Here is a 26522-nt window from a genome sequence, read left to right on the forward strand (position 1 = left end):
GAACCTATTCCTGAACCTACCTCAACTCTAAGTCTTCTTTCCCTTGGAATTCTTGGTGCAGGTGCAACTCTAAAACGCAAACTAAAACCCTCTAATTCTATCGAAAAAGAAACAACAAAAGTAGGCTAAATTGCTTTTGATTATAATTTAATCCCTCCTTGATTTTAGGCGAGTTAAGGGGGATTTTTTGGCATTCTATAGCAATCAGGTTTAATTTATGAGAATATTAGTATTAGGGTTTAACACTGTTAAACCCCTACAAATCACTCAAAAAAGAATTTAAGCTAAAGTTACCCTTTTTAGATTAATTATGAAAGAAGAAGTATTATTATCAATTAATTAGGGTCGTGAATAATATAACCTTGCTGACTCTGATGAGGTACACTTTAAATATTATGTAACTCAATCAGGATTTACTCAAAAGATAATTCTCTTTTAGTAATTACACAATCTTGAAGGTATAAACTGATTAACTCTTCATATGAAATACCTTTTTCGTTAGCTTTTTCTTCAAAATATTCAATAACATCTAATCCTAAAGGTAATGTAACTTGCTGTTTTAATTGTTTTGCAAAAGGATTAGGGCGATTTTTCATTTTAGAAAGATCATATTCAGGTTCCATAAATTTATCCTCTATATTGTTTACTTTCATTTTTAGTTGCTTTTCTAGCAGAAATAATTCTAATGACTGACTCTTGTTCTCGATAACAATGGACGATAAGTAAAATTCGCATTTTAGAACTTCTACCCAATAATAAGAATCGTTCTTCTAGATTAGAATGATTATCATCCCAAAACTGTATGGCTTGATCATCATAGAAAACAGATTTAGCTTCATCAAAAGAAATGCCATGTTTTTTCTGTTTTAGCTTGTTCTTTTCATTATCCCACTCAAATCTTAAGCGATTCATTCTTATTCCGTTTGTCTTCTTGTTTTGTAAGGTGGGAATTGCCCACCCTACAATTTATAACCATGTTATCAAATAAAGAAAAAATAATAAACTCATGGCTACAATTGAAATTAATCTAATTTCTATCAACTCTTTGTAATCATCTATAATTTTTCTAACGATAATCTGGGCTTTGGATATCTCTTAAACGGGCTTCTGGACGTAAAAATCTATCCATTTGTGATTCAAAAAATTGACGATTTTTAAGTAAATGTTTCGGGTTTTCATCATCTAAAGGATAGAGTAAAGCAGTTCTTAATGCTTGAATTACCGCAGAGGTAACATTGTACATTGAACGCTGAAATGTAATCCCTAATTGAATCAATACATCCTTTTCTCCACGACAATGTTTTTGATAGTATTCTTGTAGATAATCAGGTAAAAAGTGATACATATCATCCATTAATAATGTGGGAGGAATACCAGCCGTTCCTACAGGGAAAACATCGGCGTATAAAATGCCATAGTGAAAGTCTTTTTGATCGTCTGGAACTTGTTTTGCTTGGGCGTTATAAGACTTAGTTCCCCTAAAGGGTGCAGTACGATAAAATACCGCTTCAACGTAGGGTAAAGCTGCTTCATACAGCCACATAAACCCCTTAGATTTAGGAATGATTTCGTAACATTCATCCCCGATATAAACATGATGATAAATCGGACGGCCAGCAATAGCAAAAATACCATTAATTAAAAAATTCATGGCATCAGGAACCCCTTTAAATCCTCCCTCATCATAAATATCAGACATCTCAAAAAAGACAGGAGCCATCACTTCCCAAAACAGTCCCAAGTTAGAATAATAAGATAACTGTCTAACTTGTTCTATAAACATCTCAGGAAATAGTTTATATAACCCTAACATAGCAGGATTGTTCTTGAAATAAGCTTTAATCGCTTTGTCTGCATTAGCTTTATATTCATCAGTATCTAAGTAAGCATCAAACTTACCTAACCCCATATCTCGACCATGCCAATACATGGCTCGCATACAAGCTTCTGCAAATTCCATATTAATGCGATCGTGGTTAAGATGATGAAATAGCTTAGGCATTTTTCCAGTTTTTCCCTTCTCCATAAACTCTAAAAGTTCAGGATGTGCGCTTGCTATTCCTCGCCAAACTCTTAAGTCAGCATCGTCACCAGCATAATGATTGTGTAAGTCTAAATATTCTTGGGGTAGGAAATATTTAAAGAAAGGAAGGGGTTCTAAAAAAACTCTTTCAGCTATATACAATAAATCACGCCAATAAAAGTCCATCGGCACAGCATAAGCTTTATAAATGCCGATAATTTGCATTAGGTTTTCTGGGGTATCGGGTAACATTGAACCCCCAGCTTCTAAGCGATGAATCACATCAGCAAAGGGATGGGTTGATGGGGGAATTTTTGCGGTAGTATTAACGGTTGCTTGTGTCATAATATATCTTAAGTTTTTATCAGTTGTTAGTTCAGTTTATTGTTCACTGCAACTTGTTCTATGGGATGAACTCTAACGACAAATAAATCTGTTGTCGGTTCAATCCATTTTAGTAACCAGTTGGGTTGTACACCGAGAACTAGGATAATTAGGGTGAGAACGAGAGCAGGAATAGTCTCAGTGGGTAAAACGGGGGGATAGTAACTCTTTTCGTTATCTAATTTGCCGAAACAAGTCCGATTTAACAAAATCACAAAGTAAACGGCAGTTAAACCAGAGGCGACGATACAGAGTAAAGTAGGAATAGGAAATGTGGAAAAACTGCCCTGAAATACGATAAATTCAGCAGCAAAGCCCACTAAACCAGGAATTCCAGCACTGGCCATTCCTGCAGTGATTAACAAAGCACTGGTGAGAGGTAAACCGCGTATAGGGTTCATTAACCCGTTGAGTACGTCTAAGTCACGGGTTCCTACTTTGCGCTCTACAATGCCCACTAAATGGAATAACAGGGCTAAAATTAAGCCATGACTAATCATTTGGGCAACTGCACCAAGGGTACTTAATCGAGTCCCGGCTGCTGCTGCAACTAAAATATAACCCATGTGACCAATGGAACTGTAGGCAACCATGCGTTTAATATCCTTTTGAGCGATCGCACTTAAGGCTCCATACAACACACTCACAGTTCCAATAATAGCTAATCCTGGGGAAACAATAGCCCAAGCATCGGGAAATAACTGTAAACCAAAGCGAATTAAGCCATAGGTTCCTAATTTTGCTAAAATTCCTCCTAATAGAATGGTAACTGCTGGAGATGCTTCTGTGTAAGCATCAGGAAGCCATGTATGCAAAGGAACTAAGGGAATTTTGATACCAAAACCAATTAATAATACGGTTAATAATATTAGTTTGGTGTTTAAGGCTAACCCTTCTGTGGTGATAATGTCGTAGTCAAAACTGCTGGCACCATTGAGAAAACCGATGCCTAAAAATGCTGCTAAAACTAACAGCCCAGAAACGGCAGTATAGAGTAAAAATTTAGTGGACGCATAACCTCTTTTTTCCCCTCCCCAAATAGCAATCATTAAATAGAAAGGGATTAATTCAAGTTCGTAAAAAATGACGAATAATAAGAGGTTTTGTGATGCTAACGCCCCTGTAATTCCTGCGTTAATTAATAGGGTTAGGGCATAGTATAAACGAGGTCGTTCTACATTTTCGCCTATACTATAAATTGCAATAATTGTCAAAAGACTATTTAAGGCAATTAGAGGTAAAGATAAGCCATCAACCGCCAAACTATAGCTTAAGCCAATAAAATCAGCCCAGGGTAAATATTCAGAAAATTGCCACCCTGGATCACTCAAATTAAATTGCGTTAATAACCAAATCGTCGCGCCGAAGATAATAAAAGCTAAAATTGCAGTAATTTGGCGCAAGCGAGATGAGTCTAATTTACTTGGTATTAACCCGATAAGAATTGCTCCTAATACGGGAAAGCAAAGTAAAAAACTTAGCATTGTTTTCTCCTAATTCAATGATAAGGTAACTTTCAGATAATTAAAAAATGAAATTGGAAAAAAGTACGCCAACAAAAAGGATAACTCCTAAAACAATTGACAAAAAATAAAATTGAGTTTGACCAGAAGCATTGTATTTTAAAGTTTCTCCACCAAAGATGGTCGCTAATCCAACTAAGTTAATCACTCCATCCACTAAATAGCGATCAAACCAAGAGATAACTTGAGAAACTAAACCCACCACAAAAACAATGGTATTACGATAAAATTTTTCCGTATAAAGATCGTAAGCAAAAAAGTCTTGTAAGGCTTTTGAAGGTAACTGAATAGGTTTAGGAATATCATCATTGAGATAAAGATAAGCTGCAGTTCCGACACCGATTAAACTGGTAAGGGTTAATGATCCAGCTACTGTCACATTTAACGCTTGCCATATCGGTAACAACCCCCATTGTTGCAATAAAATGGGAACGTGCAACGCAAACCCCATCGTAAACATCATGGGTAAAACTAACGCCCATAACCCTTCTGGCGATCGCACGGTCATTTGTTTGATTTTGCCACCAAAAATCAGGCTAAACTCACGGGTAAGACTAAATGCCGTTAACCCATTGACCACCAACATTACCAGCACTAACTGAGGATAACTCAACCAAAGGTTATCGGCCATCTCTGTTAATGTCCAAAAACAACCCAACGGTGGAAAAGCAACCATAGAGGCTGTACCAACTAGGAAACATATACCAGAAAGGGGACGACGAGACCATAAACCGCCGTATTGGGTTAAATCTTGGGTAATGGTGTTTAATACCACACCTCCCACACTCATCACCAATAATGACATGGCGATCGCATAGGTAAACAACAATTTTAACGCCACTGCATCCTGTTGGGTTCCTACGGCAATGAAGACCAAACCCATATATGCACTCACCGAATAAGAGAGCGATCGTTTAACATCAATTTGGGCCATGGCGATTAAACTAGCACCAATAGCGGTAAGAGAACCCACCACAATCATGAAATTAGACGCTACATCAGACAAAGCTAACACAGGCTGTAACTTAACTAATACCCATGCACCAGTGGATACCACAATAGTATTCCGTAAAATAGTCGCTGGCATCGGGCCTTCCATCGCTTCATCGAGCCATAAATGTAAGGGAAATTGAGCGCATTTACCCAAAGGGCCAGCAATAAGGGCTAAACAAAGTAATGTGGCTGTTGTTGAGCTAATAGTTGTAGTTTGCGCCCATACAGCCAACTCATTATAATTCCAAGTTCCAGCTAAAGGTAACAAAGCAACCACTCCCATGAGTAGAATTAAGTCTCCTACCCGTTTAGTTAAAAAAGCGTCTCTAGCCCCAGTTACTACTAAGGATTGATTGAACCATAAACCAATCAGTAAGTAAGTCCCTAATGTGAGAATTTCGAGGACAACATAACTAAAAAATAGGGAGTTACACAAAACAAGCGTTGTCATTCCTGCTTCAAAAAGAGCAATCAAAGAGTAAAATCTTGCCCATCCCCAGTCCATTTCCATGTAACCAATGGCATAAATTTGTGCTAATAGATTAAGTGCAGTAATTAAGACTAATGCAGAAATGGTAATGGTAGAGATTTCAATCTCAAAACTAATGTTTAAATCAGCAGCATGAAGCCAAGAAAAAGATAAATAACTTGCTGGTTTCCCCCAAGTTTCTACTAAAACAATCAAACTGTGAATCAAAGCGATGAAAGTCATCAAGATATTAACATAACCTGATGGCCTGGGCCCTGTTTCCCGAATAATTCCAGGGGACCAAGGTATTGCAAGTATGGCTCCCATTAATGCGTACAAAGGAACTAGCCAAATCGTTTGACTTAAGGCTTCAATCATTTGTATTTTTCGATGATAAGTTTTACATACATTTACTTACCTATATTAAAACAGATTCATAGAACTAAGTCTATGACTAGCCCTATAAAACTGTCTTATAGTTGAGATAAGCAAGTTAATGGTTTATCTTACACTGCTTTTGTTCAGTAGGATAGTTAGAGAAGAAAATAGAATGAAAATATTGACACAATGCTTTTAATAAGATTAGGAGTATTTCCTTATCATCATAATGTTAAACTAATAAATAATTTAATTAACTTCATTTATTATTTAACAAAAACGGAAGTTGAGTTTATGCAAGTAATCACTCGAAAATTTAATGTTAATGAATACTATAAAATGGCAGAAACAGGTATTTTAACCCCAGAAGATAGGGTGGAATTAATCAGAGGAGAAATTATTGCAATGTCAGCTATTGGGAGAAAACACGCTGCTGCTGTTAACCGCTTAACAAATTTATTTCCTCCATTACTTGGAAACAAAGCTATTATTAGTGTACAAAATTCTATCAGATTAAATAACTATTCGGAACCTCAACCTGATATTGTTCTTTTAAAACCGCGTTCTGATTTTTATGAAAGTAAAATTCCTGAAACTGATGATATTTATCTCGTCATTGAAGTTGCTGATAGTACCATCAAGTATGATCAAGAAATAAAGTTACCTCTTTATGCTGAAAGTAATATTAATGAAGTTTGGATAGTTAATTTAAACAATAAAACTTTAGAAGTGTATCGACAGACTCAAGATAAAACTTATCTCGAAAAACAGAAAAATGTTCAGTCTATTTCTCCCTTAGCTTTTCCTGATATTAATTTAACTATTAGTGATATTTTCGGTTAATTGTGTTTATGGTTCTAGAAAAATAGTCTTAAACTAGAGTCTTACACTGGGCAATAATAAATCCATTCCTGCTTGATAGGTTAACACCCAACCAACGATAAAAACAATCATAGCACTGACAACTGATAAAATTTTTGTCATTTTAATCTGATGAGGAAGACGCTCAAATAGGGATTTAGTATTGATTAGTAGCAACCCTAAAGCAGTTAAGGTTCCTGCTAACCCCAAACAGAAAATTAAAACTAACAAAATTCCCCAACCAATTTGACCTAACGCAACCGTACTAAACAGTAAAACCAGGGCTGAGGGACAAGGAACTAAGCCTCCTGCAATACCTAAAGTCAACAAACTCCCCCAACTGATAGAGTCTGTGTCACCATCTACTGGGAGATGACTATGAGTATGATGGGAATGATCATGAGTATGATGAACATGATCATGATTGTGAGTATGATGGGAATGGTCATGGGTGTGAAAACTTGTTGTTGGATAAAGCAACAGACGCTTTTTTAATAGCTGAAAACCCAAAGCAACCACCATTAACCCTGAGAGCAAACTCAACCAAGGCAGAAACAACGTCGGTAAAAAATACTGGGAAGCTACCAAGATAAGAAACCCTAACATTAACACCCCTATAGTATGAGTGACAGTTGTGGTTAAGGCTAAAAATAGAGCGTGTTTTGCTTTAGCCTTCGTTCCCACTAAATAAGCTCCGACCAAAGTTTTTCCGTGTCCAGGGGATAACGCATGAGCAGCACCCCAAACAAAAGCCCCAAACAATGCCACCAGAGAACCCGTTCCTAAGTAAGCTGGTGTGTTAAGTAGGTCTATTTCTAGGGTAGGTTGATAGGGGGTAAACAGATAATTGACCTTTTGACCGTTGCGAAAAATAGTAGTTAGACAGCGAGAATTAGGGGAATTATCTAATAATTCATAATCTATTTTTATTTTATCTACTGGATGCAACCAAGTGTAAATTAGTCCAATGGTGCTATGGGTATTTTGACCTGGAAAATTGCCTGGAAGTAATTGTTGATTCGTGGCTTCTACTGTTAGTGTGGCTGAATGTCCGTGACTATCCTTTAAACGAAGATGACTGGTGAAAAAATTCTGTAGTTGTTGTTGATTATCAGTAATTTCTGAAGCAGATAATTGATAATCATGATTTTTATCGGCAAAATCTATTAAATTAGTGGGTACAGCCAATGTAATGCGAGTAATTAAAGGATCAACGTTAATGTGAGCAACGGCTAAATCGGTACCATGACCATGAAGTGGCTGTATTCTGAGTATTGACAATCCTAGTGATATTAAACAAGTTAATACAGCAAGAATGAGCATTTTTTTGCCTGTTTTTACCATTGCTTTAACCCATAATTACTTTCACAAACCTCTGTTAATTCACAAAATAAAGAAGTTTGTGCGGTTAGCCCTACATTATCATATTTATTTAAAAAACTGCGAAACCTCGTAATCTTCTTGCTTTTGAGTGTTGATTGATTATTGTAGGTTGGGAATACACTACTTTTTTTAAAAGTCAAGACCTTGCAACACTTCGTTACATTCTGTTACATTTATTAACGTAGGCATTCAATAAAAAATAAATTTATGACATCTCGCAGTTATGTAACCGAAGAACAAGGCCGTTTAAATAACTATGCTATCGAGCCTAAAATGTATGTTGACCAAAAGAAACAATTTGGATTTAATAAATATGCAGAAAAACTCAATGGTCGTTTTGCTATGATTGGTTTTATCTCGTTATTAGCATTTGAAGGCTTAACGGGACAAGGTTTAGTAACCTGGCTAACCAATCTCTAATTATACGAACTCCCTAAAATAAAATAAATTACAGATAATTCTATGGCTGGTGAGAAATAATTAATCACTAGCCATATTATGTTATTCATCAAAAATTAGGTAAGAAAAAGAACAAGATAACATCATAAAGTTGCAATAAGAATAGGTATGATTGGTGAGTCTTCAAGTCCCACCTCATACCTATTTAGTGTTTTCAATGAAGCCATCCTTTCAGACGACGGGCCACTTGAGGTCGACGTAACTTACGCATCGCTTTACTTTGAATTTGACGCACTCTTTCACGGGAAAGGTTAAAAATGCCTCCCACTTCCTCTAAAGTATGAGGTTGAGCCGTACATAACCCATAGCGTAAAGAAATAACATCCTTTTCTCTTTGGGTTAAGACATCGCTGAGAACGGCTGAGACTTCATAACGCAACATTCCTTCATTCATCAGTTCTTCTGGAAGTTGTAACTCTTGGTCTTCGAGTAAATCGACTAACTCGGTGTCTTCACCTTTTCCAACCCGATGATTTAAAGATAAAGATTGTCGACGGAGTTGCAATAATTGACGCAGTTGAGAAGGACTGACTTCTAACTCATCAGCTAATTCCTTTTCGTTGGGATTACGCTGTAACTTTTGTTTTAGAACCCGTTGGGCTTTTTTAAGTTTGTTTAATTTTTCAACAACATGAATTGGTAAACGAATGGTTCTCGCATCATTAGCAATAGTTCGAGTAATTGCTTGACGAATCCACCAATAAGCATAAGTAGAAAATTTGTATCCTTTGTTGGGATCAAATTTTTCGGCCGCACGATTTAAACCGATCGCACCTTCTTGAATTAAATCCAGGAAAGGAACACCGCGATTAAGATAACGTTTGGCGATCGATACCACCAAGCGCAAATTAGAACGAATCATTTTCCGTTTAGCCGTTCGTCCCCGATGCAAACGATGTTCAAATTGCTTTTGGGTCTCAAAACCCATGGCCTGACCCCATTCTGCTTTAGTTGGGGGACGTTGTAACTCTTCCCGTAATTGTTGTCTGGTTTCTTCTGCTTGAACTAAAAATTGAACATGATTGGCTAATTCCACCTCTTCTTGGGCATTTAATAGCGGATAGCGAGACATTTCTTTGAAAAATGCTCCAACTGTATCATCAGATACTGTTTTACGATATCCCTCTGGATATTGATTACCTAACTCATCAGATAAAGAGGAAATTTCTACTTCGACAGACTGTAATTCATTTTCCGTTTGTTCGAGTTCCCCTGCTTCGATTTGAGAGGGATTGAATTGATTGTTTGATTGCGTTTGCATCATTTGTGTCGTATTCATAAGCTAATAATTCCGAGGAGTAAAACAGGTTTAACAAGTTTGGGAACAATTGGAGAGGAGACGAGGTCAGCTATATCAGGAATTATGGATGATTTGGTGTCAGTTGAATTAGAAAATCTTTAAGATTCTCTTAATAATTTTTCAACCTTCTTAGGGGATACCAATCAATAACCAAATAACGGAAAAAAGATCAATAAAGGACAAAACTCAATCTTGCTATTTAATTAGAGTGACTGTTGCCTCGTCCATCAACTCATAAGGGTTTGAGAAGACTGGCTGCTTATCAGGCTACCAGAATTATTTAGATGTTTTGTCTATCTAATTACAAAAAGACAATTTTGAAAATGGAAAGAGTAGTTTTTGCGATTAAACTATAGAATGTTTTTAACATTTGACTGTCTCCTTCACACTAGGAATTAGATTTTTTCTCTTGATACTCACTAACTTATCTGATGTGGTGGGGATTTTTCATCCTTTTTGAGATAAAGTTTTGTTAAGTAATAATTATCAGATAAATTAATAAAGAAAATAAAAAAAAACGATGGTTCTATCTGGTTATACTGTAACGTATTTTACAAAAATTTGTGAAGGGATTCCTCATCGTTTGTATCAATAGACTGCTTTGAGACGTTAGGTAAACTCTAAATTCTAATTGCTCAATACTAAAAATCCCCTACGATGAGAAATATAATCTTATTCATCGGTTTAAAGTAATGTCACCGTTTAAGACAACTGACATCAACCCCCAGTTTATTCGTACTGCAACCCATGAAGAATTTTTGCTTAGCATTAGTCTTTGGACAATTGGGTGGGGAGTTACCTTGATTATGATTATTTGTAGTGGCATTCTTTCCAGTTATTTTGTTAAGTATAAAGTTACAGTCAAAGCATTAGCAACAGTTCGGCTAATCGGAGAAGTTAAAAACAAAAAAAAATCATGAAAATGAGAACTTATAAAAATTTTTTAATTAGAAATTGGCAAGTGTGCGATCGCGAAAATGTCAGTCAATTAATCGCTTTAGTTTTAGATGAATATGGACTCTCTTTTGAACCCGACGGTGCTGATCTCGATGTAGTAAAAATTGAACAATATTATCAAAATGTAGGGGGTCAATTTTGGGTTGTCGAATTAAATCATAAAATAGTAGGGACTGCTGGTTATTATCCCATTAATCGAGGAGTTCGTGCCGTAGAAATTCGGAAAATGTATCTCATCCCATCAGTGAGAGGACAAGGGTTAGGAACGTATTTATTACAAAATTTAGAACAGGAAATACTTAATCAAGGATATCAACAGATATGGATAGAAACTGCTACTTGTCTCACAGAAGCGATCAAGCTTTATGAGACGTATAATTATCAACAGAGTAGTGGCGTAGAAACCCCTCGATGTGATCGAGTGTATATTAAATATCTCTAAAAAGTTATTTTATTTTTTTGTAAAAAAACTCAATAAAAAAAGGATTAATTCTTGATTAGAGTACGTTGAATTAACTTTTGACATTCTTCGACTGATGCGCGTTTTTCCATTATTTTTACTAATTCTTGATAAGTAGTTTCATGGCGAAGGAGTAAATTTTTTGCTTGTAATAATGCCCAACTTTCTTTTTGAGGATAAAGATGGGAAGGAATTTCTAAAATTTTCATAATTTCTCGTAAATTTTCTTTATCTTCTTGTCCACCTTCAGCTTGACTATAAATCATATTTTCTGCAGCAATACCAGCCATTAAAACTGTAAAGGTTCGCTCAAGAATTAAAGGATTTTTACTAACTTTTTCCTCATCCGATAAAAGGCTAAAATCAAATTGTACCCCTCCGATACCAGCTTGTTCTCCTTGCTTTAAAGTTTCCCAAGCGGTTAACGTATAACCAGTAACAGGAATTCCTAAACAATAAGCTGCCAATAAATGTCCTGCTTCATGATGAATGATACGTCGACGCTTCTCAGAGGAAGTAAATAGGTCTAAAAACACAGTTAATCCCTTTCCTCCCCAACTGAAACTATCAACCGTCGCAAGTCCCAATATAATAAAGGTGGTTCCAGCAGGAATAAATGGTGATATATTCAACACTGGACTCAGTAACGCCGATAAAGTCATAGCAAAAACTGCGATCGCTACTAGATTTAAAGATGTTTGTCCCATAGCATATAATAAAAAACTAAGTTAATATTCTTAACTTAATTTTACAATATGATTTCATTTATAACAAATTTACAAACACAATAACGACTTGTATGATTAAAGATTAATAAATTTTTAAATTAACTGTAATTCAAATCACAAGGTGATTATGATTTGAATTTATTATCATAAAAAAAGAGAAAAAAGAATTAGACTTAGCTAACCTTTTTCTCCTTATGTGTGTATAACAGGAGTAGAAGTATCTACCCTTTCCTATTAATGAACTATCTTTTAGACAACCACTGTATTTTGAATCACCGACATATATAAAATTTTGGTTATGATTAAATAGTATTGCAATATTTGATTAAGTCAAAAAACTATTAATATATCTCAGAATAACGAAATAGAAAAAGGTACTGAAATCTTTATCAAATAAAAACTTCAGCTATCGAATTTTGAAATTACGCATTCACCAACGCTCGAATATTGTATTAACTTTTGTTTTTGTATAGAGTTAAACTTTATTCTGCATGATTCCGATACCAATCAATGGTATTTTTTAATCCTTGTTTAAAGTCCATCTCAGCCACAAAACCAAACTTTTCCTTAGCCCGTCGTGTATCTAAACAGCGACGGGGTTGGCCATTCGGTTTATCGGTTTGCCAAACAATTTCTCCTTCAAACTCCATTAACTCACAAATTAATTCAGCTAAATATTTAATCGAAACTTCTTGATTTGTTCCCAAATTTACAGGCTCTGGATCATTGTATAATTGAGTAGCCATAACAATGCCTCTTGCTGCATCGGTAGAGTATAAAAACTCTCTCGTTGGAGAACCATCCCCCCAGACAAAAAGCTCTTTTTTTTCTTCTTTTTGTGCTTCATAAACCTTACGAATTAAAGCAGGAATGACATGGGAACTTTGAGGATTAAAATTATCTTCTGGCCCGTATAAATTAACCGGCAGTAAATAAACGCCGTTAAACCCATATTGTTGACGATAGGATTCTAATTGAACTAATAACGCCTTTTTAGCGATACCATACGGTGCATTCGTTTCTTCAGGATAACCATTCCAGAGATCATCTTCTTTGAAAGGGACAGGAGTAAACTTAGGATAGGCGCAAATGGTTCCCACACAAGAAAACTTTTCAACCCCTGCTTCATAGGCAGCATGAATTAACTGTGCGCCCATCATTAAGTTATCATAAAACAATTCGGCTGGTTTTTCCTGGTTTAAGCCAATTCCTCCCACATGAGCAGCCAAATGGATAACAATATCTTGTTGTTCAACTGCCCGTTGGCAGTGATCGAGTTTTCGTAAATCGCAGTCACGAGATCGAGGAATGGTAATTTTTTCGGGTTGTGCGCCGGCAGACACCAACTCATTAACCACTTGCTTACCAAGAAAACCAGCCCCACCGGTTACCAAAATTTTTTTATTAGTTAAATCTAGCATTGTGTTTATTTACTCCCTTGATCCCTGAAGGCGGTGAACAGTTGCCTATAATTAGTTGTTGAGTCTGTACTTAACCCCTAATTATTAAACAACTGATTGCCGACATTAGTCCACCATGACACTCATCGGTTGGCGCACATAAGCATTATCCTTGAAGAGTAACACTTTGTCATTAGATGTTTCATTAGGAGAAGAGAGACCCAAAGCAGCCAAGTCTGCTTCTACCATCAAATGTACTAACTGCTCAAAAGTAACAGAGGGTTCCCAACCTAATTGAGTTTTGGCTTTTGTAGGGTCACCAATTAGTAAATCCACTTCTGCTGGTCGTAAATAACGCTTATCGAAGTCTACATAATCTTCCCAATTCAAGTTGACGTATTTGAAAGCGATTTGCAGAAATTCTTTAACCGAATGAGTTTCTCCAGTGGCTACGACATAATCATCAGGTTTCTCTTGTTGTAGCATCAACCACATGGCTCTAACATAGTCTTTAGCATAGCCCCAGTCCCGTTTTGAGTCTAGGTTCCCTAAATATAATTTTTTCTGAGTTCCTGCAACGATGCGAGAGATCGCTCTGGTAATTTTCCGAGTGACAAAAGTTTCTCCACGACGGGGAGATTCGTGGTTAAACAAAATACCGTTACATGCAAATAAATCGTAAGATTCCCGATAATTTAGGGTTTGCCAGTGGGCGTAAACTTTGGCACAAGCGTAGGGACTACGGGGGTAAAAGGGAGTGGTTTCTTTTTGGGGGATATCTTGAACTTTACCGAACATTTCTGATGATCCGGCTTGATAGAAACGGACCTCAATCCCTGTGCGTTGTTGATAGTCTCGGATAGCTTCTAATAGGCGTAGGGTTCCCATTCCCACAGAATCCACTGTGTATTCTGGAGAATCAAAACTGACCCTAACATGGGATTGCGCGCCTAAATTATAAATTTCAAAGGGTTTGACTTCTTCTAAAATCCGTCTAAGGGTTGTACCATCGGTTAAGTCTCCGTAGTGTAGAAATAACTTAGCCTCGGTTTGGTGAGGATCAACATACATATGATCAATGCGATCGGTATTGAATGTTGAGGTTCGACGGATAATACCATGAACTTCATAACCTTTTTCTAATAACAACTCACTGAGATAAGAACCGTCTTGTCCAGTAATTCCAGTGATTAGAGCGCGTTTTGTTTGAGTCATCGCTTAGTTATCCTAAAATATGAGGGAAACTTAAATTAAGTTTTGTGATCAGCTTGAGTCTTAATAACATACTTTACTTCACAATGACAAGCTCTGCCCACCCTTCTCATGGCGTTTCCCAGTTGAGTAGCGAATATTTCTAGTTTCAGGAGAGAGGGAAGACTTGGAAGAGGAGGAAGACACTGGAGATTTTTTCCATCAAAGTCTTCCTTGTCTCCTTGTTTCACTGCGATTCAATTTCTCTATCGAATTAAAAAATGTTGTTATACTAAATCTTTTTCTTGCCAAACCACACTTGTTAGATAAGCGGGTTATCTAAACCGAATCTGGTATTACCCTTCCCACTCACCAAAAAAGTAAAGCTTTCCCTGTAGTAGAGAAAGCTTGTAAGTGAGGCTATAAACTTATTTTAATGTAATGCTTAATAAGCACCATTATTTTTGGGGAAGAGGATCACTCCGATGGTTTTGAAAATGATCCAGATGTCCATTAACCAATTACGGTAATTGACGTAGTAAACATCAATTTGAACTCGTTGGGGATAGGGAATATCATTTCGTCCTGACACTTGCCATAATCCTGTAATTCCGGGGCGAATGGTCAAAACTTTTTCAATTTTACTACCGTATTTACACAATTCTTCAGGAACTAGGGGTCTAGGACCCACCACACTCATATCCCCTTTGAGAACATTCCAAAATTGCGGAAATTCGTCTAAACTGGTCAAACGAAGGAATTTACCAATCCAAGTAATGCGTGGATCTTCTCTGAGTTTGAAATTATCTTCAAACTCAGCCCGCATTTCTGGGCAGTTGGCCATCATTGTTTCTAGAACTTGATCTGCGTTCTGCACCATGGTTCGGAATTTAATACATTTAAACTTTTTGAAATTTTTTCCCGCTCTCTCTTGGCAATAAAAAATTGGACCAGGGGAACTCATAGCGATTAATAATCCCAACAATAGATAAAGAGGGGAAAAAATAATCAGCACAGATAGGGAAAAGACGATATCAAAAGTTCTCTTAACAACTTGATCGTTGAGTATCCCTCGAGAACGAGGTTTTTGATAAATTCTTTGGGACACTGAGGCTGGTAAACCTCTTCTCGTCAAAGCTTGTATTGCTTTGACAGCAATAAATTGGCTATTAGCAGTCATCTTACTCCTTCACATCACATCACACCACACTAATTGTGATCTTCTCAGGCCAATGAAACAAATCATAGCAATTTGAGATCACAGTAATCGAAAATTGGTTATCACGCTTTTTGAGTAAAGTCTTGATAACACTGTTCTAAGAACGTCAAATAAGACGTTTCAAAGACTTTTGGAGTAAACTTTGCCGCTTGGTGACGGCAACTCTCTGGATTAATCTGATGCTGAAACTGACAGAAAGTTTCAACAGTTTCTACCAGAGCTTCGTGGGTTTGAGGGAAAAAGAACATTCCCGTCCCTTTATCTATATTTTGACGAATATCTATTACCGTTTCTAACGCACCACCACCTCCGTAAGCAATGATTGGGGTTCCACAGGCTTGGGCTTCTACCAAGGCGATACCAAAGTCTTCACAGGCAGCATAGACAAATGCTTTGGCTTGAGTCATGTATTGCTCTACCACTTTATTTTTTTGCGCTCCTAGGACTTTGATATTTGATTGTGCCATTTGACGAATTTTCGGCAGATCAGGCCCATCACCAATAATAATTAAAGGATAACCTAATTGATTAAAAGCTCGCACAATTAAGGCAATTTTTTTATAACTGACCAATCTCGAAACGGTGAGGTAAAAGTCTTGTTTCTGGGAGTTAAAGGAAAATCTATCTAGATTTACAGGGGGATAGATAACTTTAGCCTCTCGTCGATAACAACGCCAAATGCGACGAGCGGTATGATGGGAGTTGGCGATAAAGTAGTCAACGCGATTGGCCGAAATCACATCCCATTGTCTGAGACGATGCAACAAGTAACGGGTTAGAATTCCAGGAATTCCTTGACCGACTGAGGAATGATTAAGATAGTCAAAGGTTAAATCCCAAGCGTAACGCATGGGGGTATGACAATAACAAATATGAACTTGTTGAGGACTGGTTAACACCCCTTTAGCCACCGCATGGGAAGACGAGAGAATAACGTCATAATCTCGTAAATCCAACTGTTCGATAGCTAAGGGGAGAAAAGGTAAATATTTTTGTACACCATTGCGAGCTAAGGGAAAATTTTGTAAGAAGGTATGACCAATCCTACGGCCATAGAGATAACTGTCAGGGTTAGTCGACTCGAAATCAATTAGAGCATAAACATCGGCTTTAATATGCTTTAGAATCTCTTCAACGACTAATTCTGAGCCTCCTGTGGCTTTGGGGGTCAACCATTCATGGACTAGGGCGTATTTTATAGCATTGTTCATTGACCTAGAATTATCTGCCGTTGAATTTTTACTGTTCTAACTCTTTTAAAAATTGCTATCATACACAACCATCTATTTGATTATTTGTTTCACCTTATTAGTTTTATCACGATTCTCCGTGAGTTTCTAATAGATTAGTAAAAAAAATTCCTTAATTAATAACGAATAATCATTAATTATTCATTATTAAAATTCATATCTGATAAGTGGTATTACTGGTTAAATCTATCCTTACCTTGATCCTTTATCTTCAAGGTGTCCCTTCCATCCTAGAGAGATAGAGTTTATAATTTATCGGAAATAGAAAAAACTGATTATATACACAAATGGTGACAACGAAACTTAAAATACAACTGCTAGAAGAGGAAACCCATAAATTAATTGAATGGGTGGAACAGATAGAACACTCTGATCACACTGTTTTTGAGAAAGCTCAAAAGGTAGCCACTCGTTTAGGAGCCCATTATCGTCCTGAAGATGGGTTAACAGAAATTGGTTTTTGGACACCAGAATTAGAATCAGATATCATACAACCTAAAAATATTTACTTAGAAGTTTTTACCCCTAAAAAAGATATTGATCCTACCTTGCCAACTCAAAGAGTGGTTTTTCGTAGAGATTATGTACAATTGGAGAAAAGAGGAGAATATTTTTGGGGTGTTATTGCTGGTTTAAAAGCAGGAACAAAGGAAAGTTTCGGTTCATTTTATTGGTTACGATACCTGGATTGGGAAACCAATGAAGTTAAAGCCATTGGTGATTGTTTAGCTTATTCTCTTCCTTACGGAGTTTATGCTCCTGCTGAAGTGTATAATCTTCATTCTTTACAAGCAAATCGTCAAGATATGGCTTATTTTTTAAGAGATAAATCAGAAGAAAACTCCGATGAAATTGTCTATGTTCATCCTCCCCATAATATCTTACAACTTCATGTTAATACCGCTTCCCCGGATGGAAGCTTAGCCGGACTAACAGAACTGTATCAGCGTATCGGTAAAAAACTGGTTCAAAAAGAAAAATTGACTCCTGCAGAACAAAATTATATTGGTTATGATGCCGTACAATTATTACCTGTTGAACCGACAGTAGAATATAGAGGAAAACACGAATTAGGTCATGGATTTTTTATGATCGATGATAAAGATTTAGATGAAATGGATGCTGAATCTGAAGGAATTGAACACGAACCTGGTAATATTAAAATTACCCTCAAAAAACCTGATACCCAAAATTGGGGTTATGATATCGTCATTTTTGGCAGTTCAGCTACCAATCCGTCGGTATTAAGAACCCTCCGACCAGACGAGGTTATAGAATTTATCGAAACCCTTCATAATTTTCCCACAGGACCGATTAAAGTTATTTATGATCTGGTCTATGGTCATGCTGATAACCAAGGGTTAGACCTACTCAATGGTCGGTTTATGAAAGGGCCAAATATGTATGGTCAAGATGTTAACCATCAAAACCCTGTAGTTCGAGCTATATTATTAGAAATGCAGCGACGAAAAAATAACACCGGGGTCGATGGAATCCGAGTTGATGGAGCCCAAGATTTTAAATTTTTTAACCCTATTTCTGGAGAGGTGGAATATGATGATCAATACCTACAAGAAATGGGCAATATCATTCAAGAAATTGGCCTAAGTAAACGTCATCTTTTTGCTATTTTTGAAGATGGCCGTCCCTGGCCGACAGAAGGATGGGAAGAGATGTCAACCTATCGCAATATTATTGATTTTAATCCCAGAGCCTTTCAGTGGGGTCCTTTGATTTTTGCTCACAATACTCCCTGTCTCAAAAGCTTTTGGGAAAGAAAATGGCGACGGGTTTGCGAAGTGATGCAGTTAGGAGAAAATTGGATTACGGGTTGTGGAAATCATGATACCCTTCGCCGTGGAACCCAAGTTGATCCCAACCTAGATATTAACTGGAACTTAGGAAAAACCTTACCAGAAGTCTTAAATAACGCCTACGATAACCCCTCTATCGGTTTATTAACCTACGGATTTAGCCCTGGCCTTCCGATGGACTTTATTAACTGTACCATGCGGGCCCCTTGGGGATTTTTACGTAATACAGATGATCGTTATGGAGTGAAAGTGGTATCTGAAGAAGCAGGAGGATTTCTCGATTGGCAAATCATCCCTGAAACTTATAACTATCCTGATGTTTTTCCCAGAATCAAGGCCATGGGATTTACTAAACTTGGGGAGTTAAGGCAGTTTGTCACTGCGTTAGTGGATGCGCTGGCTGAAAGTAACTATGATTTAGATGAAGTTGCTCATATTTGTCAACGTCATTTAGGTCATGATGGGGAGTCAGAAGAGGCAAAAAATGAGGCAAAAGTCCGAAAATCCGCAGCAGAATTACAAAAGCTCAATGGTCCAGATAAATCTCAAGTCCTCACTGAATTATCTGTCGCTAAATTAAAAGAATTTGCTAAAGCTTTTATGGAAGATGCTCACGAACTCAGCAATGTCTGGTTACACCAAGAAACCCTTAACGCTGACCAGGTAGCCTATAATTTAGCATTGAGGCGTTTTCGTCAAGCTAATCCTTGGTTACAACGTAATTTAAAAGAAAGCGATCGCTTTAACCAAATTCAAGACCCGGAAAAAACCCTATTTTATGGAGTCCGTTATACCACGGTTGAAGAAGATAGCGAAACTGAACCCTATGGCGTTGCTATGATCACTCACATGAGAGGGGAACCCATGACCGTTAAAATCGGGGAATGGTTAGACCTTGATCTCGATCAATGGCAAATTGCGATCGCTTCTCCAGGTCTCAAAATTGATGATTTAAAGGCGTTTGAATTACACGATAGTCAGGCTGTGTTGTTGGAGAAAAAGATGCTCTAGTTGAAAGCAGTTATTAGTGACCGATAACTGATAATCGGTCACTGTGTTTATAACTGAACTTAGGTAACTACGCCTGAAAACTCTCTTCGGGAGTTCCTTGATGGACAGTTTTAACCCATTTTAAGCGTTTAGGACGAACGGACATCCGCGCAGTAACACAGGGCATAATGATTAACCAGTGCATCATATACACTGTTCCCCGTAGAGTTTGCCATGCTAAACGAAAGATATCCAAAAACCCTAACTTGTCTTCATTGTGGATACGACGTAAACCAGTAAACATTCCCCAAAACGATAGAGATAACATTAACCCAGTCAATGGGCCTAACAAAGGTAAACGATGGCGAGTTACAGTGATCATCAGATCAGGAATGGCCGCCGTTGGGAGAAGATACTGCATCAAAATAAAGGAGATGAGATCAAATTTTTTCCCTAACCCCATTGGCTGATTGACAATAAACCGCCAATAATCTAAATAGCGTTGATAACCTCCTTCGGCCCAACGGTTACGTTGATGCCATAAGGATTTAGCGGAGGTAACCCCTTCTTCTTCAACCGCCGGATGATTTAAAAAGCCAATTTTCCAATTAGCTAAATGTAACCGCATGGTTAAATCTAAATCATCGGTAATGGTTTGTTCATTCCATCCTCCACAATTAATTAAGGCAGTACGGCGCACAAATTGCCCGTTACCCCGTAATTCTCCAATGCCACCTATAGCAATACGTTTTTGCTGAAAAAAGCTGTCTAAAGCCATTTCTGCTGCCTGTCCTTTGGTCCAGAAGTTTAAGGATTCGTTGGCAATCTGTTTTCTGACTTGGACGGCCCCGATATCTTTTTGATCAAATAATGGGACAACTCGCTTTAATAGGTCTGGCGTTACTTTCGCATCCGCATCAAACACGGCAATAATGTCTCCTTGGGTTTTGGGAAACACACCATTTAAAGCCCCGGACTTACCTCCTTGGGCTCCTGCTGGACGACGAATAACGTTGAGTTGGGGATATTCTTTGCTTAAGCGATCAAGAATTTCAGGGGTTTTATCTGTACTATGATCATCTACAATCCAAAGATCATATTTTTCAGTGGGATAGTCTAAACTGCATAATTGCTGTACTAATTTACCAATAACCGCCTCTTCGTTTTTCGCTGCCACTAATAAGGACACAGAAGGAGCTTGTTTTAGATCTTCTTCTGATAAGGGTTCGGGAATAGGGTTAGGTTGGGCAAAAATGAGACGAAACGCTTGTAAAGTAAAAACAGTGGTTAAGGCAACAATCACCCATGTTCCCCAGGCCACTAAATGAAGCATGATCACAATACCCCAAATAGCCATCAAAAGAAAGGCCGCTTTTTTGCGTCGTCCTGATAATCCTTGGAAAAAGTCGCTTCTAAACTCTTCTTCTTCGTCTTCGGGGTCAGACCATTCAGATAATAAAGAACTGATGGGGTCTAAGTTGTCTGGGTCGTCGTTGTCTATCCAATAATTTTTTGCCATAATTCAAGGGTTAATTTAATGTTGTTTTTTACTACTAAGAACAGGGGACGATAGTTTTTAATCCCCTGTCTTTGTTAATCTTGTTTAGTCCATATTCTAACGAAAAATGTTCATTGTTTTCGTAAACTGTGACGGTTATTGACCTTGAAGGACTTAAATCCCAGAAAATTAAGGGTTTTAACTCTTACACCTTTTAGGGTTTATTAACACCGAACTTCGGACTCGTGATGACTTGGGTTTCTATTGATCCAATGATCTTTAAAGGTTCATCAACACCAGCCCATTTTGCCCATAATTGACTAATTTGTTGATAGAGTGAGTTTTCTTGATCTTTTAAACTGATATTTAAACGCCAAGATACAGGAATGCCAGAATACCCATTATAAGCGCCGGATAGGACTGCTGTAATCCCAAGAATAACGGGATAGTTGAATTGAGATGCTTGTAAAATACTTAATTTAAAGTTGTCTGTAGTTCGACAAAAACAATATAACGATAACAATAGATAGTTACTATCTAAGGCTGTTTGTGGTCGAAACTGTTTCTTTAGTTCAGTTAAGGTCGTTTGATTATCTAGAAATGTCTCTACTTTTTTTAGTAAGGGAGAGACAGTTAAAAGATGATTTAAGGGTGGTTTTTCTTGGTTTAAAATTAAGTTTGTAATTTTTCTAAAAATCATAATATCTTCTATGGTTTCTTGAGTTATATTATTATATTTTTTGATTTTTTCTAGTTGTTCGTGCAATAAAGCTTCTGTTTCGTGGAAAAAGAGAATAAGGGGTAAAATAACTAAGATAAATTCCCCTGAACTAATGGATGATTTTTTGCAAATAAAAGTGATTTTCTCACAAGTTTCTCTTGATATTGTTTCACTTTTAATTAAATCTATGATGACTTTTTGATTGATTATTTCCCAATTCAATAATGTTTGTTTTTCAGAGTTAATAAGATTAGCTACTTTTAACCCTAATAGGGAACCTCGAAAACTATTTGATAGAGATTGGTTCATGAATTTTTTTTAGCAAAAAAATAAGAAAGTTTGTAGTAAAAACTTGACTACAAACTCATTAATAGAGATTTTATAGGATAATTTTTACCTAAACTAATTCTACCATATTTGTATATTCTGTTATGAATTCATCGTAAGTTAAACTATCATTTTCTGTTTGTGGACTCCAAATTAGTTCAAATTTGAATAAATAATCGGAAGGCATTGATCCTAAATTATTTAAGGCTTCTTTTAAGTCATCTGGGGTTCTAATATCGTCAAATAATGGCTTATCATGTGCCGTTCCTAATAATAAACTGACCACAATGTATGTCGCTGGTTCATCGTCAGAATAAACAACAGATTTTTGTCTAATATTTCCTTCTATATTCGATAACGTTTCTGAACTTAACTTACTTCTTTCTTCTAAAGATAAACTATCAAATTTAGATTCCGCTTGATCAATATGAATTTTTTGAGAACTATGAATATGATGAGTCCAATACTCAGAATTTCTCAGTAAAATCAAAATAGATTCCTGTAGTAATTCTCTTAATCCCTCTTCTGTACTGGTATCCACTTTTAAACTTAGTTCTGTTAACCCTGATTGTACATCGGTTGCTGATGCTAATAAAGCAATTTGTAGCTGAGAAATGGTAACAATATCATTATCTCTTTCTCGATGATAAGCACGAGAATTACTACTTTGACTATGACCACCTAATGCAGATTTTAAACCATAAGAAACGACTGTATAAATAATAATCCCTCCAATTCCGAAAAAGATTAATAAGATTAGAAGATTAGCCCATTGTCCACCATGATTATAACTGCTTCTACTGCTGTGATAAGGTCTAGAATCAGAATAATCACGGGAATTATTATTATTATAACTAGGAGAATTATTATAGGAACGACTCCGATTTGAAGAACTTCCTCTTGATGGTGATCCCGATGAACTACGAGAACTTCCAGAGGAAGAACGTCCACTAGAACGAGAGGAACCACGACTAAAAGATCCTCCTCCACTGCGTCCCCCACTGCTTCTTGCTTGTACTTCTGTTTGTACCGTTAACCAACTATTAGTAGTATTGGGTATTTGTGGGGTTTCGATGGTGTTTATAGTAGCGATCGCTGCAACCGTTGTCAAGAATAATTTTGTTGTTTTTTGTAACATGATTAATCATTATTTGCTCCTACTATTTTAAGGGTTCCCAAAAATTGCTTGTAAGTTCAACAAAACTGTATAAAGTTATGGTAATTGTTACAAATTATCATATTTTCTTAATTTCAAATCAATTATCTTATTGTAGTCTTTATTTAAGATCAAAATAACTAATTACCTGATGTCTATTTTTATTTTTAAATAAAGATGTCAAGTATATTAAGTACACAGGGAGAAAAAATAATATGAAATTCAGTCCTTTAGATTTTTCTCAGATAGGTGAAGAGTTTAAAAAACTAATATCCAATATCTTTTTTGAAGGGCAAGAACCAACATGGTTATCTCCACTTATTAACTCTATTTTACTAGCTGTCCTAGTTTTATTAGGTCTTTGGGGACTGTTATTTGTAATTAGTAAAATAAGAAAAATATGGATAGAAGAATTTTGGCCATTATTTTATAAATAAGAACAAAAAAGGGTAGTGTAATTTAAGTAGTGAAAATCAATCTAAGTTGATAGTATTTCCTCATTATAATGGTGAATGAAATATAAAATTGCTCCTTCATGATTGAAAAAGTTTTTAGAAAACGCTAGGTTTTTTCTAACTAGACGAGAACAACGATGCCTTAAGGTGTTATTTAACCTTTCAAACAAGACTTGCGCTTGTCGAGGGAACCTCGACGCGTTTCCTTGTTCAATCCTAGTTGTCTCACCACTTTTCTTTGTACTAGGATAATGACGCTCTTGAGGAATTACACCACAATATGATTCCCATAAGTCTGTATAAAATTTTCCATACTCTTTACATAAAAACTTTGGTTTTTTATGATGTGTGCTTCCATTTTTCAAAATTTGATGGGAACCGCAATAAGGACAGGGGGGACGAGAAGAGAAGAAAGACTCTTTATCCATCGCTAATTTTTGAGCGTCACTGACTAAAAATACTGCCTTAACTATAGAAAATGATGTCAGATTTGAAAACCTCTTGTGCTTTGTTTTCTTATTCTAATAGAAACTTAGGAAAAAATTTGACTTTCACTACTTATGATACACTACCAAAGAATGATAGAAACTTATTCAGGATCAGAATTTTTTACTACTTGGTTAAAAGAATATACTCGTCAAGATAAACAAAGATTAGTTAATTTAGGAAATGAATTTTTAGATGAACTTTATATCTTAATTGAACAAATACAAGCGAGACAGAAAACTTCTGAAAATAAAAATAATTAGAAAGAGTTTATTTTTTAATTGAAATAATGTGCTAAAATAGTTTTCGAGTAGGTTGGTTTGAGGAATGAAACCAAACAATAACATTAATAATAATAGTTTAGTGTTGGGTTTCGCCGTTTAAAAAGGTTAATATATAGATTATCAATCAATAGGGCTTAACCCAACCTACGACGATCTTTACTGTTTAAAAAGACTAATTGTAAATTAAAAATAAGTATAGCTCAACCCAACTTATAAAGGCGATCGCCTTATTTTATTATAAAATAATAGTAATTAGTTGATGGGAATACGTTAATGACAGTACAACGTTGGACTGATGAAATGCTTGATGAGTTGGCTTCTAGTGTCAGTGAGATAAAAGACAGTGTTGATGGTTTAAGGGTGACGACTCAAGCATTATTACAGTTGGCTGCTCAAAGTCAGCGAGATATGGAATTGATTAAGCAACGTCAAGAAGAAAATGATCAGAGGTTTAATGTTTTATTAGAGGAGGTTCGCTATTTAATTCGAGGTAGTGAAGATAATTAAAAAACTTGAGATCGGAGTTAGGAAACATTGAAAGAAATAATTTCCTCAGAATAATACAAAGAGGTGGACTAACTGATCTTCAGTCTAACAAAAAAATTACAACAATTATTATTATTAATGACTAATCAATATTTTGCAACCGTTGCCAGAGGTTTAGAAGAAATTGCTGCTAAAGAATTAGAAAACTTAGGAGCAGAAAATGTTAATCCTGACTTTACTGGGGTTTATTTTGAAGGAGATAAAGCCTTATTATATAAAGTTAATATCTGGTCAAGAATTATCTTCCGAATTTTAGTGCCTATTCATACTATTAATAGTAAAAATGCAGAAGAATTATATAAAAATGTCAAAAAAATAGATTGGTCTGACTACATAGAAATTGACCAAACCTTTGCCGTTAATTGCACAGGAAAAAATCAACAATTAAATCATACTCATTTTACAGCATTACAGATAAAAAATGCTATTGTTGATCAACAACGAGATCGCTACAATAGACGCTCAAATATTGATGTCAAAAACCCTGATATTTTAATTAATGCTCATATTTATGAAGATGAATGTATTATTAGTTTAGACAGTTCAGGAGATAGTTTACACCGAAGAGGATATCGGCCAGCAATGGGAGTTGCACCCCTAAAAGAAAGCTTAGCTGCTGCACTATTAGAAATGGCAAACTGGACACCTGATATTCCTTTTTTAGATCCCATGTGTGGGTCAGGAATATTACCCATTGAAGCTGCGTTTAAAAGCTTAAATATTGCCCCAGGGTTATCAAGAAATAGTTTTAATTTTGAACAGTGGCCAGACTTCGATGCAGCTTTATGTGATGAGATAATAGAGGATGCGATTCAGCAACAAAAACATGAACTTGATGCACCTATTTTTGGCAGTGATGAAGACTTTGAGATGGTACAGCAAGCAATAATCAACGCAAAAAGAAGTGATCTTGATCATCAGCTCAAAATCACTCAAGTTGCTTTAGAAAATGTTGAAGCACCTACCGATCATGGTATTATTATTTGTAATCCTCCCTATGGTAAACGGTTAGGTAATGCTCAAGAATTAGGTAGTTTATACAAACAATTAGGGGATGTATTTAAACAGCGTTTTAAAGGGTGGACAGCTTATGTTTTAAGTGGCAATAAGGAACTAACCAAAAAAATTGGCTTAAGAACATCAGGACGTATTCCTCTGTACAATGGCTCTTTACTTTGTACTTTACTTAAATACGAGTTGTATTAGGATAGAGACAATACTAAACCTTCGTGTTAAAATTTCAGGTAATTAGTTATTAAAAATGTTA

Annotated in this window: 25 protein-coding genes and 1 pseudogene; 10 read left to right on the forward strand and 16 right to left on the reverse strand. The window is 36.2% G+C overall.

Translation table 11 applies throughout. The features are described from left to right. A partial coding sequence (locus CY0110_RS18815) for a PEP-CTERM sorting domain-containing protein (protein WP_008277109.1) occupies positions 1–129 on the forward strand: 129 nt, incomplete at its 5' end. Positions 130–413: 284 nt separating this feature from the next. Here CY0110_RS18815 and CY0110_RS18820 read toward each other — a convergent pair. The 5 genes from CY0110_RS18820 to CY0110_RS18840 form a co-directional block, all read right to left on the reverse strand. Then, positions 414–623: a hypothetical protein gene (locus CY0110_RS18820; protein ID WP_008277110.1), complete on the reverse strand. Its 210-nt coding sequence runs from the start codon at positions 621–623 to the stop codon at positions 414–416. A gap of 4 nt (positions 624–627) precedes the next feature. Continuing rightward, positions 628–912 carry a BrnT family toxin gene (locus CY0110_RS18825; RefSeq protein ID WP_008277111.1) on the reverse strand — a complete coding sequence of 95 codons (285 nt, stop codon included), beginning with the start codon at positions 910–912 and terminating at the stop codon, positions 628–630. Positions 913–1066: 154 nt separating this feature from the next. Beyond that, positions 1067–2368: a CO2 hydration protein gene (locus tag CY0110_RS18830; RefSeq protein WP_008277112.1), complete on the reverse strand. Its 1302-nt coding sequence runs from the start codon at positions 2366–2368 to the stop codon at positions 1067–1069. A gap of 26 nt (positions 2369–2394) precedes the next feature. Next, the gene (locus CY0110_RS18835; protein ID WP_008277113.1) at positions 2395–3891 is read right to left on the reverse strand and encodes an NADH-quinone oxidoreductase subunit M; all 1497 of its coding nucleotides are present in this window, start codon (positions 3889–3891) and stop codon (positions 2395–2397) included. Between the two features lie 40 nt (positions 3892–3931). Next, entirely contained in the window at positions 3932–5770 is a 1839-nt protein-coding gene (locus CY0110_RS18840) for an NAD(P)H-quinone oxidoreductase subunit F (RefSeq protein ID WP_008277114.1), read from the reverse strand. Between the two features lie 294 nt (positions 5771–6064). Between CY0110_RS18840 and CY0110_RS18845 the strand changes: the two genes are divergently transcribed. Continuing rightward, positions 6065–6613: a Uma2 family endonuclease gene (locus CY0110_RS18845; protein WP_035800017.1), complete on the forward strand. Its 549-nt coding sequence runs from the start codon at positions 6065–6067 to the stop codon at positions 6611–6613. 33 nt (positions 6614–6646) lie between these two features. On the opposite strand, the gene CY0110_RS18850 is transcribed toward CY0110_RS18845, so the two are convergent. Further along, positions 6647–7975 (reverse strand): nickel/cobalt transporter, encoded by a 1329-nt coding sequence (locus CY0110_RS18850; RefSeq protein WP_008277116.1) that lies wholly within the window; start codon positions 7973–7975, stop codon positions 6647–6649. A 246-nt stretch (positions 7976–8221) separates the two neighbouring features. Here CY0110_RS18850 and CY0110_RS18855 point away from each other — a divergent pair, with 246 nt between their 5' ends. Beyond that, positions 8222–8434, forward strand: coding sequence for a high light inducible protein (locus CY0110_RS18855; protein ID WP_008277117.1), 213 nt, complete (start codon positions 8222–8224; stop codon positions 8432–8434). Between the two features lie 193 nt (positions 8435–8627). On the opposite strand, the gene CY0110_RS18860 is transcribed toward CY0110_RS18855, so the two are convergent. After that, positions 8628–9737: an RNA polymerase sigma factor, RpoD/SigA family gene (locus CY0110_RS18860; RefSeq protein ID WP_008277118.1), complete on the reverse strand. Its 1110-nt coding sequence runs from the start codon at positions 9735–9737 to the stop codon at positions 8628–8630. Positions 9738–10465: 728 nt separating this feature from the next. Between CY0110_RS18860 and CY0110_RS18865 the strand changes: the two genes are divergently transcribed. Together CY0110_RS18865 and CY0110_RS18870 are read left to right on the forward strand one after the other, a co-directional pair. After that, entirely contained in the window at positions 10466–10693 is a 228-nt protein-coding gene (locus CY0110_RS18865) for a hypothetical protein (RefSeq protein ID WP_008277119.1), read from the forward strand. Beyond that, positions 10690–11172 (forward strand): GNAT family N-acetyltransferase, encoded by a 483-nt coding sequence (locus tag CY0110_RS18870; RefSeq protein ID WP_008277120.1) that lies wholly within the window; start codon positions 10690–10692, stop codon positions 11170–11172. The genes CY0110_RS18865 and CY0110_RS18870 overlap by 4 nt, the downstream gene beginning before the upstream one ends. A 44-nt stretch (positions 11173–11216) precedes the next feature. On the opposite strand, the gene CY0110_RS18875 is transcribed toward CY0110_RS18870, so the two are convergent. The 5 genes from CY0110_RS18875 to CY0110_RS18900 form a co-directional block, all read right to left on the reverse strand. Beyond that, entirely contained in the window at positions 11217–11897 is a 681-nt protein-coding gene (locus tag CY0110_RS18875) for a hypothetical protein (RefSeq protein WP_008277121.1), read from the reverse strand. A gap of 503 nt (positions 11898–12400) precedes the next feature. Further along, the gene (locus tag CY0110_RS18880; protein WP_008277122.1) at positions 12401–13339 is read right to left on the reverse strand and encodes a GDP-L-fucose synthase family protein; all 939 of its coding nucleotides are present in this window, start codon (positions 13337–13339) and stop codon (positions 12401–12403) included. Between the two features lie 105 nt (positions 13340–13444). Then, complete coding sequence (gene gmd, locus CY0110_RS18885; RefSeq protein ID WP_008277123.1) at positions 13445–14533, reverse strand: GDP-mannose 4,6-dehydratase; 1089 nt, start codon at positions 14531–14533, stop codon at positions 13445–13447. Between the two features lie 421 nt (positions 14534–14954). Then, a complete protein-coding gene (locus CY0110_RS18895; RefSeq protein ID WP_008277125.1) occupies positions 14955–15689 on the reverse strand; it encodes a sugar transferase in 735 nt (244 codons plus the stop codon). A gap of 101 nt (positions 15690–15790) precedes the next feature. After that, entirely contained in the window at positions 15791–16939 is a 1149-nt protein-coding gene (locus CY0110_RS18900) for a glycosyltransferase (RefSeq protein ID WP_008277126.1), read from the reverse strand. A gap of 326 nt (positions 16940–17265) precedes the next feature. Here CY0110_RS18900 and gghA point away from each other — a divergent pair, with 326 nt between their 5' ends. Then, a complete protein-coding gene (gene gghA, locus CY0110_RS18905) occupies positions 17266–19803 on the forward strand; it encodes a glucosylglycerol hydrolase (protein ID WP_008277127.1) in 2538 nt (845 codons plus the stop codon). Between the two features lie 67 nt (positions 19804–19870). On the opposite strand, the gene CY0110_RS18910 is transcribed toward gghA, so the two are convergent. From CY0110_RS18910 to CY0110_RS18920, 3 genes are all read right to left on the reverse strand, one after another. Next, complete coding sequence (locus CY0110_RS18910; protein WP_008277128.1) at positions 19871–21301, reverse strand: glycosyltransferase; 1431 nt, start codon at positions 21299–21301, stop codon at positions 19871–19873. A 193-nt stretch (positions 21302–21494) separates the two neighbouring features. Further along, positions 21495–22310, reverse strand: a complete 816-nt coding sequence (locus CY0110_RS18915) for an ADP-ribosylglycohydrolase family protein (RefSeq protein ID WP_008277129.1) — start codon at positions 22308–22310, stop codon at positions 21495–21497. A gap of 88 nt (positions 22311–22398) precedes the next feature. After that, positions 22399–23466 carry a DUF1517 domain-containing protein gene (locus CY0110_RS18920; protein WP_008277130.1) on the reverse strand — a complete coding sequence of 356 codons (1068 nt, stop codon included), beginning with the start codon at positions 23464–23466 and terminating at the stop codon, positions 22399–22401. A gap of 233 nt (positions 23467–23699) precedes the next feature. On the opposite strand from CY0110_RS18920, the gene CY0110_RS18925 reads away from it, so the two are divergent. Continuing rightward, positions 23700–23921 carry a hypothetical protein gene (locus CY0110_RS18925; protein WP_008277131.1) on the forward strand — a complete coding sequence of 74 codons (222 nt, stop codon included), beginning with the start codon at positions 23700–23702 and terminating at the stop codon, positions 23919–23921. Positions 23922–23962: 41 nt separating this feature from the next. Here CY0110_RS18925 and CY0110_RS29400 read toward each other — a convergent pair. Beyond that, positions 23963–24422, reverse strand: a pseudogene (locus CY0110_RS29400) (IS1/IS1595 family N-terminal zinc-binding domain-containing protein). A gap of 77 nt (positions 24423–24499) precedes the next feature. On the opposite strand from CY0110_RS29400, the gene CY0110_RS18935 reads away from it, so the two are divergent. From CY0110_RS18935 to CY0110_RS18945, 3 genes are all read left to right on the forward strand, one after another. Beyond that, positions 24500–24688: a hypothetical protein gene (locus CY0110_RS18935; protein ID WP_035800011.1), complete on the forward strand. Its 189-nt coding sequence runs from the start codon at positions 24500–24502 to the stop codon at positions 24686–24688. Positions 24689–24982: 294 nt separating this feature from the next. Then, complete coding sequence (locus CY0110_RS18940; RefSeq protein ID WP_008277134.1) at positions 24983–25216, forward strand: hypothetical protein; 234 nt, start codon at positions 24983–24985, stop codon at positions 25214–25216. 117 nt (positions 25217–25333) lie between these two features. Beyond that, positions 25334–26461, forward strand: coding sequence for a THUMP domain-containing class I SAM-dependent RNA methyltransferase (locus tag CY0110_RS18945; RefSeq protein WP_008277135.1), 1128 nt, complete (start codon positions 25334–25336; stop codon positions 26459–26461). Positions 26462–26522: the final 61 nt, after the last annotated feature.

The sequence above is a fragment of the Crocosphaera chwakensis CCY0110 genome, from assembly GCF_000169335.1.
Taxonomy (GTDB): domain Bacteria; phylum Cyanobacteriota; class Cyanobacteriia; order Cyanobacteriales; family Microcystaceae; genus Crocosphaera; species Crocosphaera chwakensis.